At 48.4% G+C, this 17156-nt stretch carries 21 protein-coding genes; 19 read left to right on the top strand and 2 right to left on the bottom strand.

Annotation, left to right across the window (positions count from 1 at the left end; translation table 11 throughout):
- The first annotated feature begins 66 nt into the window (after window positions 1-66).
- The 13 genes from ACXAD0_RS15855 to ACXAD0_RS15795 all read left to right on the top strand — a co-directional run bounded on the left by ACXAD0_RS15855 (window position 67) and on the right by ACXAD0_RS15795 (window position 8748).
- The gene (locus ACXAD0_RS15855; RefSeq protein ID WP_475089592.1) at window positions 67-1089 is read left to right on the top strand and encodes a hypothetical protein; all 1023 of its coding nucleotides are present in this window, start codon (window positions 67-69) and stop codon (window positions 1087-1089) included.
- Window positions 1090-1211: 122 nt separating this feature from the next.
- Complete coding sequence (locus ACXAD0_RS15850) at window positions 1212-1520, top strand: transposase (RefSeq protein WP_475086650.1); 309 nt, start codon at window positions 1212-1214, stop codon at window positions 1518-1520.
- An 8-nt stretch (window positions 1521-1528) separates the two neighbouring features.
- Window positions 1529-2374, top strand: a complete 846-nt coding sequence (locus ACXAD0_RS15845; RefSeq protein ID WP_475090290.1) for an IS3 family transposase — start codon at window positions 1529-1531, stop codon at window positions 2372-2374.
- 18 nt (window positions 2375-2392) lie between these two features.
- On the top strand, window positions 2393-2959 hold the full coding sequence (locus tag ACXAD0_RS15840; protein WP_475089591.1) for a hypothetical protein: 567 nt from the start codon (window positions 2393-2395) through the stop codon (window positions 2957-2959).
- 571 nt (window positions 2960-3530) lie between these two features.
- Window positions 3531-3926 carry a hypothetical protein gene (locus tag ACXAD0_RS15835; protein ID WP_475089590.1) on the top strand — a complete coding sequence of 132 codons (396 nt, stop codon included), beginning with the start codon at window positions 3531-3533 and terminating at the stop codon, window positions 3924-3926.
- A gap of 144 nt (window positions 3927-4070) precedes the next feature.
- The gene (locus tag ACXAD0_RS15830; RefSeq protein WP_475089589.1) at window positions 4071-4499 is read left to right on the top strand and encodes a hypothetical protein; all 429 of its coding nucleotides are present in this window, start codon (window positions 4071-4073) and stop codon (window positions 4497-4499) included.
- A gap of 157 nt (window positions 4500-4656) precedes the next feature.
- Window positions 4657-4962, top strand: coding sequence for a hypothetical protein (locus ACXAD0_RS15825; RefSeq protein ID WP_475089588.1), 306 nt, complete (start codon window positions 4657-4659; stop codon window positions 4960-4962).
- 169 nt (window positions 4963-5131) lie between these two features.
- Entirely contained in the window at window positions 5132-5428 is a 297-nt protein-coding gene (locus tag ACXAD0_RS15820) for a hypothetical protein (RefSeq protein ID WP_475089587.1), read from the top strand.
- Between the two features lie 125 nt (window positions 5429-5553).
- On the top strand, window positions 5554-6087 hold the full coding sequence (locus ACXAD0_RS15815; RefSeq protein ID WP_475089586.1) for a hypothetical protein: 534 nt from the start codon (window positions 5554-5556) through the stop codon (window positions 6085-6087).
- A gap of 170 nt (window positions 6088-6257) precedes the next feature.
- Window positions 6258-6797, top strand: coding sequence for a hypothetical protein (locus ACXAD0_RS15810; RefSeq protein WP_475089585.1), 540 nt, complete (start codon window positions 6258-6260; stop codon window positions 6795-6797).
- A 25-nt stretch (window positions 6798-6822) separates the two neighbouring features.
- Window positions 6823-7476, top strand: coding sequence for a hypothetical protein (locus tag ACXAD0_RS15805; RefSeq protein WP_475089584.1), 654 nt, complete (start codon window positions 6823-6825; stop codon window positions 7474-7476).
- A gap of 37 nt (window positions 7477-7513) precedes the next feature.
- Entirely contained in the window at window positions 7514-7885 is a 372-nt protein-coding gene (locus ACXAD0_RS15800) for a hypothetical protein (RefSeq protein WP_475089583.1), read from the top strand.
- Between the two features lie 89 nt (window positions 7886-7974).
- Complete coding sequence (locus ACXAD0_RS15795; protein WP_475089582.1) at window positions 7975-8748, top strand: hypothetical protein; 774 nt, start codon at window positions 7975-7977, stop codon at window positions 8746-8748.
- Window positions 8749-8752: 4 nt separating this feature from the next.
- Here the strand turns inward: ACXAD0_RS15795 and ACXAD0_RS15790 are convergent, their stop codons facing one another.
- Window positions 8753-8902 carry a hypothetical protein gene (locus ACXAD0_RS15790; RefSeq protein WP_475089581.1) on the bottom strand — a complete coding sequence of 50 codons (150 nt, stop codon included), beginning with the start codon at window positions 8900-8902 and terminating at the stop codon, window positions 8753-8755.
- Window positions 8903-9477: 575 nt separating this feature from the next.
- On the opposite strand from ACXAD0_RS15790, the gene ACXAD0_RS15785 reads away from it, so the two are divergent.
- The 6 genes from ACXAD0_RS15785 (at window position 9478) to ACXAD0_RS15760 (ending at window position 13830) form a co-directional block, all read left to right on the top strand.
- Window positions 9478-9807, top strand: a complete 330-nt coding sequence (locus ACXAD0_RS15785) for a hypothetical protein (protein ID WP_475089580.1) — start codon at window positions 9478-9480, stop codon at window positions 9805-9807.
- A 226-nt stretch (window positions 9808-10033) separates the two neighbouring features.
- Complete coding sequence (locus ACXAD0_RS15780; RefSeq protein WP_475089578.1) at window positions 10034-10714, top strand: class I SAM-dependent methyltransferase; 681 nt, start codon at window positions 10034-10036, stop codon at window positions 10712-10714.
- A 321-nt stretch (window positions 10715-11035) separates the two neighbouring features.
- On the top strand, window positions 11036-11776 hold the full coding sequence (locus ACXAD0_RS15775; protein ID WP_475089577.1) for a class I SAM-dependent methyltransferase: 741 nt from the start codon (window positions 11036-11038) through the stop codon (window positions 11774-11776).
- Between the two features lie 280 nt (window positions 11777-12056).
- Entirely contained in the window at window positions 12057-12377 is a 321-nt protein-coding gene (locus ACXAD0_RS15770) for a hypothetical protein (protein ID WP_475089576.1), read from the top strand.
- 162 nt (window positions 12378-12539) lie between these two features.
- Window positions 12540-13076, top strand: a complete 537-nt coding sequence (locus ACXAD0_RS15765) for a GNAT family N-acetyltransferase (RefSeq protein ID WP_475089574.1) — start codon at window positions 12540-12542, stop codon at window positions 13074-13076.
- Between the two features lie 217 nt (window positions 13077-13293).
- Window positions 13294-13830, top strand: a complete 537-nt coding sequence (locus ACXAD0_RS15760) for a serine O-acetyltransferase (protein ID WP_475089572.1) — start codon at window positions 13294-13296, stop codon at window positions 13828-13830.
- A gap of 89 nt (window positions 13831-13919) precedes the next feature.
- Here ACXAD0_RS15760 and gcvP read toward each other — a convergent pair whose 3' ends face one another.
- A complete protein-coding gene (gene gcvP / locus ACXAD0_RS15755; protein ID WP_475089570.1) occupies window positions 13920-16811 on the bottom strand; it encodes an aminomethyl-transferring glycine dehydrogenase in 2892 nt (963 codons plus the stop codon).
- Between the last annotated feature and the right edge of the window lie 345 nt (window positions 16812-17156).

Raw genomic sequence — 17156 nt, 5'->3', positions numbered from 1 at the left:
CAAGGTAAGCTGCCCCTGCTGGCGGCGTTATGCCTCTGATACATCATGCAATCACAAGGAGAATCTATGTCAGATCAAGTTTTAATCCCTAAAGAAGCAGAAAGAGAGGAAGCAGCTAAAGGGTTGTCCGTCGATATAGATCATGACAGGCTAAAGTACTTCTTTTATATGATGAATGGAGAGCCAAGTAGTCGTGTAGAAACGTTCTCTGGCGCAATTGCTGTTTCAAAAGCTGACATAGAAGTTCTAGTAAACTCATTGATTGACAAGCTAAAGCTATCTCACATACGTGACTACACTATAAAGATAGGAGTTGGGTTCGAGAAAACGATCGTTGAAAAAAGCTACTCTGATTTTTTAAGTTACTCTTGGAATGAATCAGCAAACACTAAAGAGGTAATAATAAAAATAAATTGTCTCTACGAAGATTATGATACTGGCAACCCGTTAAATCATTCAATGTTTATACGAATAGCCAGAAAGATGAATGCAGGGAATGTATTTCAAATGCTTGCATCTTCCGATCTATCTAAACTGGACGAATTTGATACTCTGTTGGCTCCAGTGTTTTGTAGAACAGATTATCTTGATGATGAGCTGAGTAAATCTTTAATGGGGGCAGTCGATGAATGGCACAAAGGTCAAAAACAGCCTCCTATAATCTCAAAAACATTTTCATTCGCCAAGAAAAACAAAGCTAGAATAGCTAGGTTTATACACTATATTTTTCCTGCAGCGTCGGCCACTATAGTTTGCTTGGCAATATTTGCAGTCAATTCATATCTTAATGGAAATCAAAATTTACTTCCCACACTGATGTCCATACTTATGGCTGGAATTTTTTTCAATACATTTTTTGCCAACCATGGCAGGAAGAGGGCAGGAAGGATCTATGAGTCCCTGTCAGAAATTACTAATCAAGATGTGATTTTTGATATTACGCGTGGTGACGACAAAGAAAATGCCGAACGAATAAACGAAAATAAAGAAGCATTCTCTTCAGCAAAAGGCGTGTTTTTATGGTCTCTTGTGCAGTCCGTTGGGGCCAGTTTAATTGCAGCAGGTTTATTTAGATGGCTGGTAGGTTAAAGGCATAACAAGCAAAGGCAGCGGATGCTTCGCACCGCTGCTTTGGGCGTTAGGCAGAAGACTTACCCACGTTTAGTAGACACCCTGTATAGTTAGGTTTCGGCCTAACACGGAGGTGTACCATGGGTAAGAAAAGAACTCAGGCGTATACGGAAGAGTTCCGCAGAGAAGCGGTTAAGAGGGCAGAGAGGCCCGGTGCGACAACCGCATCAGTTGCTCGGGAGCTTGGTGTCAGTGCCCAGCAGATCTATAACTGGCGTCGACAGTTTCGGCGACTGTCCGAAAAGCAGTTCAATAGCCTGGATGGCGTTGACTATTCCAAACAGGAAAGTGCGGAAGTTCGCAGGCTGAAGAAGGAACTGCATGAGGCTCGGCAGGAGGTCGAGTTCCTAAAAAAGGCAGCTGCGTACTTTGCGAACCACCAAGAGTAAAGTACGCACTGATACAGGAGCATGTGGGACTATTCCCGATAGGCTTGATGTGTCGGTGTTTGGAAGTCTCAAGATCGGGATATTATCGTTGGCTCGGCCGCTTGGTGTCCCCTAGAGCTCTGAGAAGGGTTCGGATAGCCGAGAAGGTGAGGGAGACCTTTGCAGAGTTTAGAGGCCGCTATGGAGCGCCCAGAATCACTCGGGAGCTTCAAGAGGCGGGTGAGCCATGCTCAAAGAACTATATCGCTGCGCTTATGCGAAAGGAACATATAAGAGCGAGAAACGGCAAAGGCTTTCGATACAGCAAACCGGCTGAAGCCAATATCAACGTCGCGGCCAACTTGCTTAAGCGCTGTTTCAATGTGGATCAGCCAAATCGCCGTTGGACTAGTGATATTACATACATCTGGGTGCGAGATCGCTGGTTGTACCTGGCCGTAGTGATGGATCTCTACTCTCGGCGTATCATCGGCTGGGCGTTCGATTCCCAGATGAGCGATGAATTGACGCGGCGGGCGTTGAAGATGGCTTTGGCGCAGCGACAATCGAGGCCTGGATTGATTGTTCACTCTGACAGGGGGGTCCAATATCGGTCGCAGAAGTATCAGGATCTATTGTCTGAGAATAAGTGTAAGCCCAGCATGAGCCGTCAGGCCAACTGTTGGGATAATGCCGCAATGGAGTCCTTCTTTAGTCGACTAAAAGTTGAATTGGTCTACGCAGACCCGTTCCAAAGTGAAGAACAGGCGAAATCCGAAGTGTTTGAATACATCGAGGTTTTCTACAATAGGATCCGTAGGCACTCCGCCTTGGGCTATGTGAGCCCGGCAGAGTATGAGCGCAAATGCGCATAGTTAGAATGTCTACTTTTTGTGGGTAAGACCAGTGATCATTTAATCATGCATGAAGAAATCACCTTCGTGATCGGACACGACTTTATTCTGTATATCATCGCTGGAATTCTTTCGATCGCTTTCCCGTTTTTGCTGTATTTTATTGTGAAAGATGATAGTTGGGCCCTGCTAAGGAATGGTTTTGTAATTTTTATTCTGAGTATTTTTGGTGTTCTTTGGGCTGGTTGGTATTTTGTTTCACTTTATTCGATTTATACGGTAGAAAATCGAAAGGCACTCATATCAGGTGATCTCCGGGATAGGAATGTGGTCTTTCATGAGTCTGGGTTAGTCAGAGGGGTAAGCATTAATCCAGAAAATGAGGGTGGAGCAGATGGTGTTAAGGTGGGTAGTGTAATTTTCCGTACAAGTTATCCACCTTCTAACTGCATTAATAGAAAATTATGGTATAAGTCCTACTACAGGAAAGAGCATGAAAAATATATATTCGATGTAGAGTATTTAAAACTTGATTTTGGTGCAGTAGACGGCCCCCAGAATTTCAATGCTTGCTTGATAAAGTTGACGATAAAGAGCCCTGAATAAATTGTCCTTCGCTGTCGGGTTCAAAGCACATAACAAGCGCAAGCAGTTTGCTACGGCCCTTCGGGCCTCCGCGGGACGCCCAATGCTGTGCACCTTTTGCGCGGTCGCTACGCTCCCATTATTGCGCAAAATGCGCACAACATTGGTCGCCCCTGTTGCGGGCGTTATGTTTAAGAGAGCATCATGAGCGAGATAGCATGTCCAACATGCAAAACGGCACCTGTATTCGAAGTTGGAGAAAATCCAACTGGTGTAAAGTACTTTGTTTGCTCTCGCTGTAATGAATCGAAACGATGGTGTCCCAGGTGTGATCAAGGTTGGATTTATAAATGGGTTAATCCGGCCTCAAATGAGATGCTATTCAACTGTGAAGAATGTGAGGCAACTTGGGGCTCTATCGATAAGGTCGGGTCTAAAGATACATCCCAGTTCAACAGACCTTTTGAAGGCAGCATTGAGTCATTCGAAAAAGTAAAGACCTATGAAAAAGCTTAACAAGGCCACGAACTTCGTGCCTGGTGGCGCCGGACAGCGTTAGACGCTCAAATAGCACATAGCAAGGTTTCTCTCAATGAAAGGTGAGTATGATTCTTGTGTTTATGAAATTATCGATAGCGGAGTTAAGACTTTCACGCTGGTGATGGTCCGTCGAGACGAGCGAATAGATGTTTATCTCGGACGAAAAGGTCCGGAAGCCAAGATTGAAAAATACTCAATAAGTGAATCTGAATTCGAAAAAGTTTGCAATCAAGTGCACTCTCCAGAAATGGAAAAGTATATGTTCCAGCTCAATAAACCGCTGCTAGAAAGCACTAAAGAATATCGTTCATCTGTGCATATTTTCTACGTAAAAGGAAACGCTGTCTCAGAAAATTATTGCCACTATAAAGTCCAGTTTGGTGAAGAGAGTAGGTGTGTGAAGGATCTACTTGGCATGGTTAGATCCCTGATGCCAGCGCATGGCTAACATGCGCAAGGAAGTTGCTCCGTCCCTTCGGGCGTCCGCGGGACGCCCAACGCAATGCACATTTTGTGCGGATCGCTTCGCTCCCAATTTCGTACAAAATGTGCACAGCATAGGTCGCTCCTGTTGCGGGCGTTAGGAATCAGTTTGGGAAGTTTATTTGAAGTAAATGATACGTACTCTAATCAGCTTGACGGGCTCAAAGAGACTAGCGACTGGTATGAGGTGATTGGCGATTTCGGCCTTGGAGAAGCTGAGGTTCTTGAACTGGAGGATTCATGGCCGCTGTGGCAGGAAGCGCTCAAGAATGAGGTTTCAGCTATTAGGTACCTCTTCACAGGAAGATATCACCCGTTACTAGATTCTGGTGGTGATCCTGCAGTAGGCTATATCGACGGTGCCACTGTCAGTGCTATCTCAGATATTTTTCAGTCGACTGAACAGGAAGAGTTTGAAGTCATTTTGGCTAAAACCGGTTTTGACCCCGAGCATGATATCTGGCTGTACAATGAGCTTAAGAGTTTTTTCTACGGCGTGAATGCGCGTAATTCAGCAATTGTGATATTGCTTACCTGATACGAAGCTCCTAACAAGCGCAAGCTGATTGCGCCGGGCCTCCGGGGGGCGCCCAGAACTATGCACATTTTGTGCAGGTCGCTGTGCTGCCAGTTTTGTACAATATTGGTCGCTCCTGTTGTGGGCGTTATAACTCAAGAGTAACTATCAGCCTCGTATGAGAAGAACATATATTTCCTCTATAGCTTTTCTACTTGTAACACTCGGTGGTTATTTTGTGGTCAAAGTTGTCAATCAGCATATTGACCAAAAATCTGCTGTAATTGTCGAGGAGGCGTTATCAGATAATGCTATCTATCAGCTTAAGCTAATTGCGGAGATTCAATCGCTGCTGGACGCAGGCAAACTTGAGGAGGCAAAGTCAAAACTAACAGAAGCCTCTGATACTTTGCTGTATATATTGGAAGAAAACTGTAATTTGGATAAATGTGAAGATGCGCTCCGTAACAATAAGTACCGATAGGCTTATAGCAAGAACGGGCAAATTTCTCCGGGCCTTCGGCCCTCTGCGGGACAGCTTACCTTATGCACTTTTTGCGCAGGTCGCGACATTTCCATTTTCACGCAAAAAGCGCTCAAGGCCAGCTGCCCCTGGTGGCCGCGTTATGTTCTAAATTGGTAATAAATAAGCTATGAAATGTAAACCAATATTTTTTTGCATAGTATTTTTGGCAGGATGTGATGGAGCTATCGACAAATTCTTAGACAAGAACTCAGATACGTTCAATGCGTCTTTCAAGGAGTCTTTTCTTGAGGCTTGTGTAAAGCCTGAAAACACGGATGAAAAAGGACGAGTATGCTCATGTCTAGCAGATGATTTGATTGGTAATCATTCACCTAGCGAGCTTATAGATCAAGAGAGGATTGGCACATACATTGAAGAGGTTGCCATTCAAAAGTGTATAGGCGAGCGCGAGGCTGAAACATAATAAGGCCGGGAAATCTGCTCCAGGCCTGCGGCCCTCTGCGAGACAGCTACTTTTTACGGAGGTCGCTGTTCTCACATTTTCGCGTAAAATGTGCAAAAGGTACGCTGCCCTGCCGGCGGCGTTAAATGTCTATGAGATATCTCATACTTCTTACAATACTTATAGTTATTTCAGGCTGTACCGTTGCAGCTAAGAATCATCATTTTGAATTGGTGGAGTATGCCTCCAAGGAATATGATGACTTCAATAATATTTGGTGCTTTACCGCCAACCAAAGTGCATCAGCCGTTCTTTGCTCTTCTCCGTATAAGCGTCGCTCAGAATCCATTGGCATCATTGTCCCAATATTCCCACAGTCCGATCGTAGCTCACGCCTCGCCTATGATATTAGTCATGAGAGAGTGGTTGAGTTCAAAAACATTGATTCCACTGTACCTATCCAATTGAGTGATTTCCTGGCCGATTTTGAGCTATGCGCTGATGAATATGCAAAAGTATGTGAGGCTCAATCAGCTATTACAATTATGCCAAGGAGCTCCGTGTGGCTTAAGGTGCCAGCAGGTGAATCTCATGAGTTTTCAATAACCATTGGTAATACAAAATATCGTGGAGCACTCAAAGAATTCAACGAAACTAGGTGGCACCAAGTAAGCGTATGAGCGCAGTATTTAACAAGACCGGGCAATATGCTCCGGGCCTCTGGCCCTCCGCGGGACAACTTGCCTTGTGCACGTTTTACGCAGGTCGCTTTGGTCCCATTTTTAAGCGAAACGCGCAGAAGGTCAGCTGCCTCTGCCGGCGGCGTCATGCGTAGTAGAGGGATTCTCCTTTGATTAAGAACTTCATATCTACAATTCTTCTACTTGTAGCGAGTCAACCCAGTTTCAGCTCCTATGAGTTGAATCCAAGGCTACTAGAGAGGCAAGTCTTAGAAGATCCAATTTCCGGATGGATTAAGATCAGGAAAAATGGAGATGGACAAGTGATAGTTCCTGCCAATGGGTATAAGTGGAAAGCGCTCTCCGGAGAAGCTGTCTACCTATCTTCTAGAGGGAATGTTGAGAGCACTTCTGATCTGGGTAAATATAAATCTCCAGATAATTTCGGACCAGTAGCATTTGAAAAGCTGCATTCATTTCAAATAGATAGATTTAATGAAAAACTAAAAAATAGATTTGGCATTGAGAGTAAACTTGAACACTTGTATCACCTGAGGGTGTTTGGGGCCAACAGCAGATTTCCAATACCAGATTATTTCGCATATGATTTGACTCTATATTCAGACGGTAAAACACTTCATTATATCTTGGTTTGTCGTGATTATTGCCATAAATCTGAACCGGAAATAGTGTTCGTAGATCAGGGGTAATCGCACAACAAGGTGCGGCAGTCCAATGTCTTATTTTGCGAACTTTTTGTGCATTCGTTACGCTCATATTTGCGCGCCAAAATTCAAAAATTCAGCCGCCGCTGCGCGCGGTGTTAGAGGTCGAATGGGTCATCTAGTCAAGCTATTGGTGTTGAAATTATCCTTGTTTTTAACAGCATGTGCTTCGCAGCAGGCTATAGATTTGTCCGGAGAGGCGCGCATCTACAAATGTCTTGTTCCAAAGCATAAGACAGTGATAGCAATGCGCTGGGATACATGCCCTTTATTCGGGGTTAAACCGCAGCATGCGATGATTGGACAAAACTGGGAGCTAATCCCGATAGTTTCTTTAGAAAGTAAACGGTACTACGATGGGCAAAAAGAGCTCCAAAGTAAGCTAAATAAAGAACGTAGAAATTGCTCGTTGCCTTCCCAGATATCTGAGATTGTGGAGCTTTCAGAAGATACAGAAATTCATATTAAAGATATGTACACCTATCGCAATCCGTCTTACCAGGGAGTTGGTTTTTCCGGGGAGTTGGCTGTGTCAGGAGCGACTTATCTTGTCGAGTACCGAGGTCATCTCAATGAGGCCAACGAGCTAACGGGGTACAATTTGAGTGCTTACTTCGAATCTTGCCCGGCAACCTCCAATAATTTTGCGCAAGCGACGCCCTAGCGAATGCACCTGATGATAACGTCAGAAAATAGTCAATATGAAATCAATTTTGCCGCTGATGATTCTCTTTTTCTCAAGCGCAGTTTTTGCTGACAGCTTCGAAGCAAAGGTGCTATTTGCTCAGGCGGCAATCGAATCTGAGAAAGGGCAGAAGTACGAAAAATTGGTCAGAGAAAGTACGTGGGTTGCGGATAGTAAGTGCTTTCAGGATTCAGAAAAAATCAGAGCAACGCCAGGTTACTATGAGCTAGTTGCCACTATAGATCACACCGGTAAAGTTGAGACTGTTGAGGTGCGTCCAGTACATCATTACTCTTCGTGTGTGGCAATATGGTTTGTCAATAACAGATTTCCAAGTCCACCACGAGATGGCTGGCCCGTACGGTTGAAGGTGAATATACAGCCATAGGTGGTGCTTCATACCTAACAATCACAAGCAATATGCTTCGGTTATCCATGGAACGTTTCAGTCGGCGTGCATTTTTTGTATAGTTCGCCTTGATTCAGTTTCTTCGCAATGAACATATAACATATGCTGACAGTGTCGGTTTTGATGGTCCTTCAGAGGTGGCAATGATAAAGCCTGTTTTTATTTTTTTGTTTCTTATTGGTGTAAGTAAGTATTCCAGTGCGAATAGCATCATGGAGAAGAGTATATTTGACGATCAGATCAGAATACCTACATTTCAACAGCATGAGCCGGTTTGTGAATCTGATTTTGGAATTTGGAGTTACATGAACAAAGCGTATGGTCGTCCTGGGGTTGTGCATCTCTTGTCATGTTTCTCAGATGTTGATCTTAGAGATTCTGAGTCGGATGCGGTGGGTAGTGTCATCATGTTGTTTTTTGACAACCGATACAGAAGCGGTAATGTCTCTGAGGAGAGCTTTGTTGATATCAAAAAAGAGTTTTCTGATGAGCATAACCAAATAATTGAATATTCGAAGAACCAGGTTAATTCAGATACTGATATTCAGTTGAGAACAGGGAATTCAATGGAAAATCTGTCTGGATCTGATAGTGTGAGTTCTCAGTTGATCAGAGATAACGACCGCTCTTATTTGTACCAGATTGATATGAATGTATCGTATGAACTGGATGGTAAATATATAGAAGAGCGGACATTGAAAATTGTCGGGTATGTGTTGTTGGATGGGTGGCCGATTAAGATCAATGCAATGTATACAGATTATGCTCAAGACGAGAAGAAACAGAGCATAAGCATGGTTCTTGAATGGGTGGACGAGATTGTATTGGAAAATAATAGTTAGCTAATCATATTTGGTTTTCAGGAATGGCAAGCCAGTGAACTTCTATCCCTACGGTTGGCGTACGCACTAGAACAAAACCATGATCTGTAACAAATGTTTTAGGTGCTGCAGAAACATGAAATTTATTGTCTTGATTTTCGCTGCTTTTGCCCATGACGTTTTTGTAGAAGTTGATCTCGCCAGTGTAGATAAGTCAGAAAATCGGCTCTAACCGCTGGATGGCCAAGAGGTGGTTCGTGAGTGCCATGTCGCTTTTGGTGAGAATCCTAGAGGGCACAAGCAGCAAGAGCGCGATAAGAAAACACCGGAGTCCCGTTACCTCCTGGATTACAAGAAAGGGGACTCTGCATTTTACAGGACGATGCACATTTCTTATCCAAATCACGCAGACAAAGGTTTTCGGAGCAGCAAGGCGTGTCGCCGGGTGGTTTCATCATGGTTCTCCGGCAGCGAAATGGGCTTGGATGGCTTGTCCCACTCATGCAGCGTTTTAACTGGACTACTGGCTGTATTGCTTTGACGAATAGTGAGATGGAGGAATTCAAGAGGCTTGTGAAGGTTGATGCCCCGATCGAAATTGATTGGTAGATTTCATGTGTAAAGCGCTGCAGCTGATGTCTAGCTATAGATATGCTGTATTCGGTCTTGTAGTGGCGATTATCGTCGAGAATGACTCGTAGTAATTCGTAATTAGTTATTGGTTATGGTCTTGCTGTCCCTGGAGGGGTCATGAAAGGATTGCAAATTACGGGTTTGACGATCTCCATGTTGTCTCTTCTGCTAGCCTGCGTATTTCTTATGCCAATTAAACTAGACCACGCGGCTTCAACGGCCGGGACGGCTGGTCTTGGCCTGATGTTTATTGTATTTCCTGCTTTGGGCGTGTCCGCAATTCTGATTGTGCCGTCATCCATCGCATTGCTATGGGATAATTTTCGATCGCGCGCGCATTTCAGCGGTCCCTTCTGGTATTGCGTTTGGGCTTTAAATAGTATATTTGCTACAGGTTACATCCTGTTAGTCGTATGGCTGATGTATTTGTTGGTGTTTTATGGTTAAGCGGAAGCATGCGCCATGCTGATCAATAGTCGGGTTTTTAGGCGTGCCAGTGTTGCGGCGCCAAAAACATCGGTTATGAGATTTGGTATTATTTTAGAGTGTTTATTAAGGTTAGACTTTGCGAATGGTATTCCAGAGAAGTATCAGATTAAAGTTTTGATGCTATGTTGAATTTGCTGTTTTCTGGGGGTTGTGCCTTTACGTATCGATAGATCGGAGAAAATACATGAGCATGATGAAAGGAATCAATGCATATTTCAAACAACTCACAGATGTAGAGATCGAGAATAATTCACATAGGGAATTCGTCGGTGGATTGTGGGAAGAGTTAGGAGTTTTGCAGCTTGAATTTTTGATCAATTATGGTCTCAAGCCATCTCACAAACTATTGGATATCGGTTGCGGATGCTTGCGTGGTGGAGTTCACTATGTCAATTACCTTGAAGAGGAAAACTATTACGGATTGGATATTAATTCTTCATTGATTGATGCAGGTAAAATTGAAATAGAAAAAGCGGGCCTTGCCCATAAAAAACCTCACCTGGTTGTCGATGACAAGTTCTCATTTGACAAACTGCATTCGAAGTTCGACTTTATGGTATCAGTTTCAGTGTTTACCCATTTGCCAATGAATATTATTGTAAGGTGCTTGAATAAAGTCAGGGAGAGTCTCGCTCCAGATGGGGTTTACTATTCGACATTTTTCCAGGCTCAAACTCCTGCTCATCTGGATCCTATCACACAGATTCCCGGAAACATCGTCACTCAATACGATTCAGATCCATTTCATTATTCGGTGGATGAGATGGCTTATATGTCTAGGCTGGCAAAACTTAACCTGGAGATTGTCGGAGATTGGGGTCATCCCAGAAATCAAAAAATGGCGGCCTTTAGGTTGCAAAATTGAGAAAGCAGATACGTTGCTCTCCTGGTCATTTATTTTCGTTGTGAGGCGTAAGACTTGACAATAGCCTGTTTGCCAATCTTCATAGGTGAGCACATATCATGAGACTGAGGCAGAGGCTTGTTGTTGATGTGTGTCGCAGTATTTCCTTTGCCGATTTCGCGCTCTCAGAAGCTATTGGAGTACGCTGCCTAAAATCGGGGTGCTACTCTTGAACTTCGAATAGGTTTGGTGGCGCATTGGGCCTATTTTGAAACATTGTTGCTCGTTTGAGTAGACGTTTTTACTGTTCCTTTATGATTCAGCGACGCTCGGTGCGAATGTATGAGTTATTCGGATATTACTTTAAACGACCCAAATGTTGTTAAGCGCTATTTTCAGAGAGCACGTTTTGAGACGGCATTGAGGTTGTATTCGAATAGCGGTAGTGAAAGGACGGTTCTCGACTTTGGTGGTGGTGACGGAGAGTTGTGCATTAGACTGTCTGGGATTGATACTGATTCTCATTTTATCTGCTACGAGCCTGCGAGTGGTATGTATCAGCAGGCGCACTCGAGACTTTCCGGGCGGTCAAAGATTTCTTTGGTTGACTCTCTTGGTTTAATTTCGGACAACTCGGTAGACATCGTATTCTCATTAGAAGTGTTTGAGCATTTGCCGAATGTAGAGATGGAGCAGGCATTAGAGGATGTCTACAAGATTTTGAAGCCTGGTGGCACTTTTATTGTTGGTGTGCCAAATGAATTATTTGGCGCAGCTCTATATAAAGGGCTCTTTCGGATGATGCGTAGGTACGGGGAATATGATGCTCAGTTGTCGAATATATTTCGATGTGTCCTGGGTAGGCCACCTCGTTTAAGGCCCATTGGGGAGATATCGGAAGGAAAACGGTATCATTTCTATCATCTCGGCTTTGATCATCGCCTGTTGAGAGAATCCTTGAGTATTCGATTCTTGGGATTTAAGCAGTATTGCAGTCCGTTTCGTGTATTGGGTTCGTGGTTTAGTCCGGAAATCTATTTCGTAGTTCATAAACCGGATCAGGGCTGTAGCGGTGATTGCTAATTTGGTACTTTGGTTCTGAATTGCTTAGAGCTCGTGGCTTATCTGCTGATGTTGACCTTGTTTGAAGCAGTCAAAATATGACTAGATAGAGTTTTCCGTTGCTACTTGTTGGGAATCGACAGCTAAGGGAGATCGCCAGCGCATGGGGCGATATTGTCTGTTTTTAATTCGGTTTTGTTCTGTTTTTTTGCTTTGTTTGCTGAGCGCCCCTCTGTTCGGAGAGGAGCCTGGGCCAGTAAATTGCCATGGGCCTGAGTTCAGGCATGGCAGCTTCGGGGATATGGGTATTCTCCGTCTTGGTGAATCCATTTCTCTTGAAGCGGTATTGAAGGAGTCTCTGCAGGCGCTGTCGCGGGAGGCCGAAATGCTGTCCGCTATCCGTCCATTGGACGAAGAGCGCGAGCCTTATATTCAAGATGCGATCCACCTTCTGGAGGGGGGTGAAAAGGTCTACTCGTGCTTTGCCAATGTCTTGCGCAGTACGGATTTAATTCGCAGATTCGAAGAATTCGATGGCGTTCAGTCGAGAACGGGGTTTGTCATATTGCGCGCGGATCGTCCCGTGGCGTACTTCTATAAGGCCATTATATTTGGCATGTGATGCTAGGTTCTCCCTGCATGTCTGGCGGAGTAGGGAACCGAATCTATATGGCGGATGGTGGTACCCCGCTTTATTTTGTTTGTCCGCTGTGTAATCACCTATCGGAGTCATAGCGCGAGGCCCATTAACGTGTGCAAATTGCAGAGCTGGCGGTAACACATCATGGTTTTTGAACCGTTTGATCCCCAAATGACGGACCGTATTGTTAGTCACTTCACGGCGGTGTTCGGCGCTTCCGAGGGGGAGGCTGAGGGACAGCAGATTGGCGCTTTGGTGTCTAACCTGATCGCCACTACTGCGCCCGGGGATCTATATGGCTATGTTGCACGTAGTGAGCAGGCGGTGGTGGGGGCGATTTTTTTCAGTCGTCTCTGGCTTGAGGGCGGCGAGCCGGCATTCATTCTTTCGCCGGTTGCGATCGCCACGCAGCATCAGGGCCGGGGGATCGGGCAGAAGTTGATTCGATACGGCATTGCGCGGCTGACCGAGCAGGGTGCAGCGCTGTTGTTTACCTATGGAGATCCGCAGTTTTACACGCGGTTGGGTTTTCAGCCGGTGGATCCCGTCCAGGTGCCAGCGCCTCAACCGCTCTCCTACCCCCATGGATGGGTGGCCCAGTCGCTGACGGGCGGCTCCGTGGGGCCATTCTCCGCACCCGTGCGCTGTGTCGATGCCCTGAATAAGCCCGAATATTGGTAGACGCGGCGCTTCAGGACGTTCCGGTTGGGGTATACCGGCCCTCTCTGACGAATCCCCGTAGCCGCTCGTACGGCGCTCTCGCCTGTGGCCGTTCGCCGTCGTGTGTTGAATTGTGTGGCTAATCCAGAAATAATTTCTGCAGGTGCGATCCCAGCTGGCCGGTGTGACCGGGTTGTGGCCGGGAAACAGGATGTGTCACTAACCAGGAAAGGGACTTATGGCATCAGAGGGAAGTTTGGATTGGAGTGTCCCCATGTGGGAGCGGGAGCGCCCAAAGCGCTTCTGGGATCCGGGTCGCAAGCTGTTGAAGGCGATCCGTGACTATCAGGCCTTAAAGCGCTCTCGAAACCCGCTGAGATTCCTGGGGCTGCGTTTGTGTGTGCTTCGGCATCGTTTCTGGAGCGTGGTAACCGGTGCGGAAATCGATTTGTCCTGCCAGATTGGCGGTGGGCTGCAGATTCCCCACCCCAACGGCATTGTGATTCATCCCAAATCGGTGATCGGCCCGAACTGCCTGATATTCCAGCAGGTTACCCTGGCGGGCATTGTCGAGCTGGGTTATCACGTTGATATTGGCGCCGGAGCCAAACTACTGGGCCCGATCAAGGTCGGTGACAATGCACGGGTAGGTGCCAATGCGGTGGTGAAGGGCGATGTGGCCGAGGGTGATACGGTTGTCGGTGTGCCGGCTGTCAGCGTGGGGCGCCGGGCGACAGCCCCGCCCAAAGAAGCAGCGGTCACCGCTGAACCCTAGGGCTGTGGGAGTCGTGCGCAGAGCGGCACCGGGCTGAACAAAAAATGGCGAGCCGAGGCTCGCCATTTTTTATGCTGACGGGACTGCAATCAGTCCATGTAGCTTTCCACCGGTGGGCAGGAGCAAATCAGGTTGCGATCGCCAAACACGTTGTCGATGCGGTTGGATCCGGGCCATACCTTGTGGTCCTTGAGCCATGGCGCCGGGCGGCCAGCCACATCTCTCGAGTAGGCGTGCGTCCAGTCGTCGGTCATCACATCTTCCAGCGTATGCGGGGCATTGTGCAGCGGATTGTCTTCTGCGGTGTACTTGCCGCTGGCAACGTCTTCCACTTCCTGGCGGATCGTGCTCATGGCCAGGATAAAGCGATCCAGTTCTTCCTTGGACTCACTCTCTGTAGGCTCGATCATCAGTGTGCCGGCAACCGGGAATGACATGGTGGGCGCATGGAATCCAAAGTCCATCAGACGCTTGGCAATGTCTTCCTCGGTGATACCGCTGGCTTCCTTGAGCGGGCGCAGGTCCACAAGGCACTCGTGCGCGATAAAGCCATTGGTGCCGGTGTACAGCAGTGAGTAGTGCTCGCTCAGGCGCTTGGCCACATAGTTCGCATTGAGGATCGCGGTCTCGGTTGCCAGTTTCATGCCGCGCTTGCCCATCATCCGGATATACATCCAGCTGATAGGCAGAATGCTGGCGGATCCCCAGGGCGCTGCGGAAATCGTGCCATTGGTAGGGTCGGTTTCCGGAACCTCAGTCACCGGGTGGCCGGCCAGATACGGCTTCAAGTGTTCGCCCACGGCAATCGGACCCATACCCGGGCCACCGCCCCCGTGCGGGATACAGAAAGTCTTGTGCAGATTCAGGTGAGAGACGTCACCGCCAAATTTGCCCGGCGCGGCCACGCCGATCAGGGCATTCATATTGGCGCCGTCAATGTACACCTGGCCGCCGGCCTGGTGGATCAGGTCGCAGATTTCGCGAATGCCTTCCTCGAATACGCCGTGGGTGGACGGGTAAGTGACCATCAACGCGGCGACGCGGTCGCCGTGCTCTTCCACTTTGGCTTTCAGGTCAGCCATGTCGACGTTGCCCTTATCATCACAGGCAACGACCACGACTTTCATGCTGACCATCATGGCGGACGCCGGGTTGGTACCGTGGGCGGAAGCGGGGATCAGGCAGATATCGCGCTGGGTTTCACCCTTTGCCTCAAAGTACTTTTTGATGGCGACCAGACCCGCGTACTCACCCTGGGAGCCCGCATTGGGCTGCAGACTCACGGCATCGTATCCGGTGCAGGCGGCCAGCATGTGTTGCAGCTGGCGGAACATCTCTGCGTAACCTTCGGCCTGTTCGGTCGGGGCGAAGGGGTGCAGCTTGCCAAACTCGGGCCAGGTCACCGGGATCATTTCGGCGGTGGCGTTCAGCTTCATGGTGCAGGAACCGAGCGGAATCATCGAGTGGTTGAGGGCGATGTCCTTGGACTCCAGGGTCTTCAGGTAGCGCAGCATTTCGGTTTCAGAATGGTGCGTGTTGAAGACCGGGTGCGTCATAAACTCCGACGTACGCGCCAGGGAGGCCGGCACGCCCTGCGGGCCTTTTGCAGCGATCTCGCTATCCAGCTGCTGCAGGTCGATGCCGTGATCGTTTCCGACAAACACAGACAGGATGTCTGAGACATCCGCCAGGGAGGCGGTCTCATTGAGGCTCACGCCCAAGGCGTCGTCACCGACTTTGCGCAGATTGATTTCTGCGGCGAGCGCGCGCTGATAAATGGCTTCGCGCTGGTCGCCGACTTTGACGGACAGTGTGTCGAACCAGCTGTCATGGGCCAGTTGGAAGCCCTCTTTTTGCAGGGCCAGGGCGAGAATGTCCGCAAGCCGCTGGATGCGCGCAGCGATGGTTTTCAGGCCTTCTGGGCCGTGGTAAATCGCGTAGAAGGCGCTCATGACGGCGAGCAGTACCTGAGAGGTACAGATATTGGAGTTGGCCTTTTCACGGCGAATGTGCTGTTCTCGGGTTTGCATGGCCATGCGCAGGGCGCGCTTGCCCTTGCTGTCGACTGACACGCCGATAATACGGCCGGGTGCCGAGCGCTTGTAGGCTTCGCGGAAAGCGAAGAAGCCGGCGTGCGGCCCGCCGTAGCACATGGGGATACCGAAGCGCTGATTACAGCCTACGACGACATCTGCCCCCATTTCACCCGGGGCCTTGAGGGCCACCAGGCTCATCAGGTCAGCGGCCACAGTGACCAGGCCGTTGGCCTCGTGAACTTTGCTGATGATGTCGGTGAGGTCGCGGACCACGCCGGTGGAACCGGGGTACTGCAGCAGTGCACCGAAGAGTTCTGCGGGGATGTCGCTGTCGATATCACCCACTACGACGTCAAAGCCGAAATGCTCCGCGCGGGTTTTTACCACGGCAATGGTTTGTGGATGACAGTTGGCGTCCACAAAGAAAACATTGGATTTGTTGCGCTTGGCCTGGCGCTTACACATGGCCATGGCTTCTGCCGCAGCGGTGCCTTCGTCGAGCATGGACGCATTCGCCAGGTCCATGCCGGTCAGGTCCATGATCATTTGCTGGAAGTTCAGCAGACCTTCGAGGCGGCCCTGGGCAATCTCCGGCTGGTAAGGGGTGTAGGCGGTGTACCAGCCCGGGTTTTCCAGCACATTGCGCAAAATGACATTGGGTGTAATCGTGTCGTGGTAGCCCATGCCGATAAAAGTGCGGTAGATTTTGTTCCGCCCAGCGATGGCCTTCAGCTCGGCCAGCGCTTCCTGCTCGTTGACGGCATCATCGAGGTCCAGGTCATCGGTTTTACGGATCGCCGCCGGCACGGTCTTCTCGATCAGCTCTTCCAGGGAAGAGACGCCAAGAGTGTCCAGCATCTCTTTAACTTGAGCCTGATCGGGGCCGATATGCCGACCGATAAATGCGTCGTGTTGTTCCAACTGCAGCAGAGATGGCTGGGTCATATATTCCGTTCCTGTATCGCGGGAATCATTCGCAGAGAGTGCGTCTACTGCCGGTGCCGCTGGAATCGTGGCACCGGGTAAAAATAGCAGAGCAGCCCGGGGCGTCGGGGCCAGAAATGCTTCGTCACGTGGGATTCCCACGCGGAGTAGCGTCGGGGTGCTCGGCCTGGCTCGGGAGCGATGTCCGGTGCTGCCTCGGAGGGCGACCGTGACTGGGGCTCGCAAGCCGGGCGCATCTTAGCAATCGGCCGCGAAACGGGCAATCGAGGGGTTTTTGGCGGGTAAAGTGCTGCTCAAGCGGAGAATCGGCGTGTAATTGTCGATCTTTCCACGCGTGACACTATT

This window comes from Microbulbifer sp. ABF4_148 (genome assembly GCF_056158985.1).
The sequence above is the reverse complement of the archived record's forward strand: the minus strand, read 5'-3'. Positions and strand labels throughout refer to the sequence as shown.

Bases quoted from the DNA above. Each gene is read 5' to 3' on its own strand.
- ACXAD0_RS15855 (WP_475089592.1), top strand. From the start codon at position 67: ATGTCAGATCAAGTTTTAATCCCTAAAGAAGCAGAAAGAGAGGAAGCA.
- ACXAD0_RS15850 (WP_475086650.1), top strand. From the start codon at position 1,212: ATGGGTAAGAAAAGAACTCAGGCGTATACGGAAGAGTTCCGCAGAGAA.
- ACXAD0_RS15835 (WP_475089590.1), top strand. From the start codon at position 3,531: ATGAAAGGTGAGTATGATTCTTGTGTTTATGAAATTATCGATAGCGGA.
- ACXAD0_RS15825 (WP_475089588.1), top strand. From the start codon at position 4,657: ATGAGAAGAACATATATTTCCTCTATAGCTTTTCTACTTGTAACACTC.
- ACXAD0_RS15820 (WP_475089587.1), top strand. From the start codon at position 5,132: ATGAAATGTAAACCAATATTTTTTTGCATAGTATTTTTGGCAGGATGT.
- ACXAD0_RS15815 (WP_475089586.1), top strand. From the start codon at position 5,554: ATGTCTATGAGATATCTCATACTTCTTACAATACTTATAGTTATTTCA.
- ACXAD0_RS15805 (WP_475089584.1), top strand. From the start codon at position 6,823: ATGTCTTATTTTGCGAACTTTTTGTGCATTCGTTACGCTCATATTTGC.
- ACXAD0_RS15800 (WP_475089583.1), top strand. From the start codon at position 7,514: ATGAAATCAATTTTGCCGCTGATGATTCTCTTTTTCTCAAGCGCAGTT.
- ACXAD0_RS15790 (WP_475089581.1), bottom strand. From the start codon at position 8,902: ATGGGCAAAAGCAGCGAAAATCAAGACAATAAATTTCATGTTTCTGCA.
- ACXAD0_RS15785 (WP_475089580.1), top strand. From the start codon at position 9,478: ATGAAAGGATTGCAAATTACGGGTTTGACGATCTCCATGTTGTCTCTT.
- ACXAD0_RS15780 (WP_475089578.1), top strand. From the start codon at position 10,034: ATGAGCATGATGAAAGGAATCAATGCATATTTCAAACAACTCACAGAT.
- ACXAD0_RS15775 (WP_475089577.1), top strand. From the start codon at position 11,036: ATGAGTTATTCGGATATTACTTTAAACGACCCAAATGTTGTTAAGCGC.
- ACXAD0_RS15770 (WP_475089576.1), top strand. From the start codon at position 12,057: ATGGGTATTCTCCGTCTTGGTGAATCCATTTCTCTTGAAGCGGTATTG.
- ACXAD0_RS15765 (WP_475089574.1), top strand. From the start codon at position 12,540: ATGGTTTTTGAACCGTTTGATCCCCAAATGACGGACCGTATTGTTAGT.
- ACXAD0_RS15760 (WP_475089572.1), top strand. From the start codon at position 13,294: ATGGCATCAGAGGGAAGTTTGGATTGGAGTGTCCCCATGTGGGAGCGG.
- gcvP (WP_475089570.1), bottom strand. From the start codon at position 16,811: ATGACCCAGCCATCTCTGCTGCAGTTGGAACAACACGACGCATTTATC.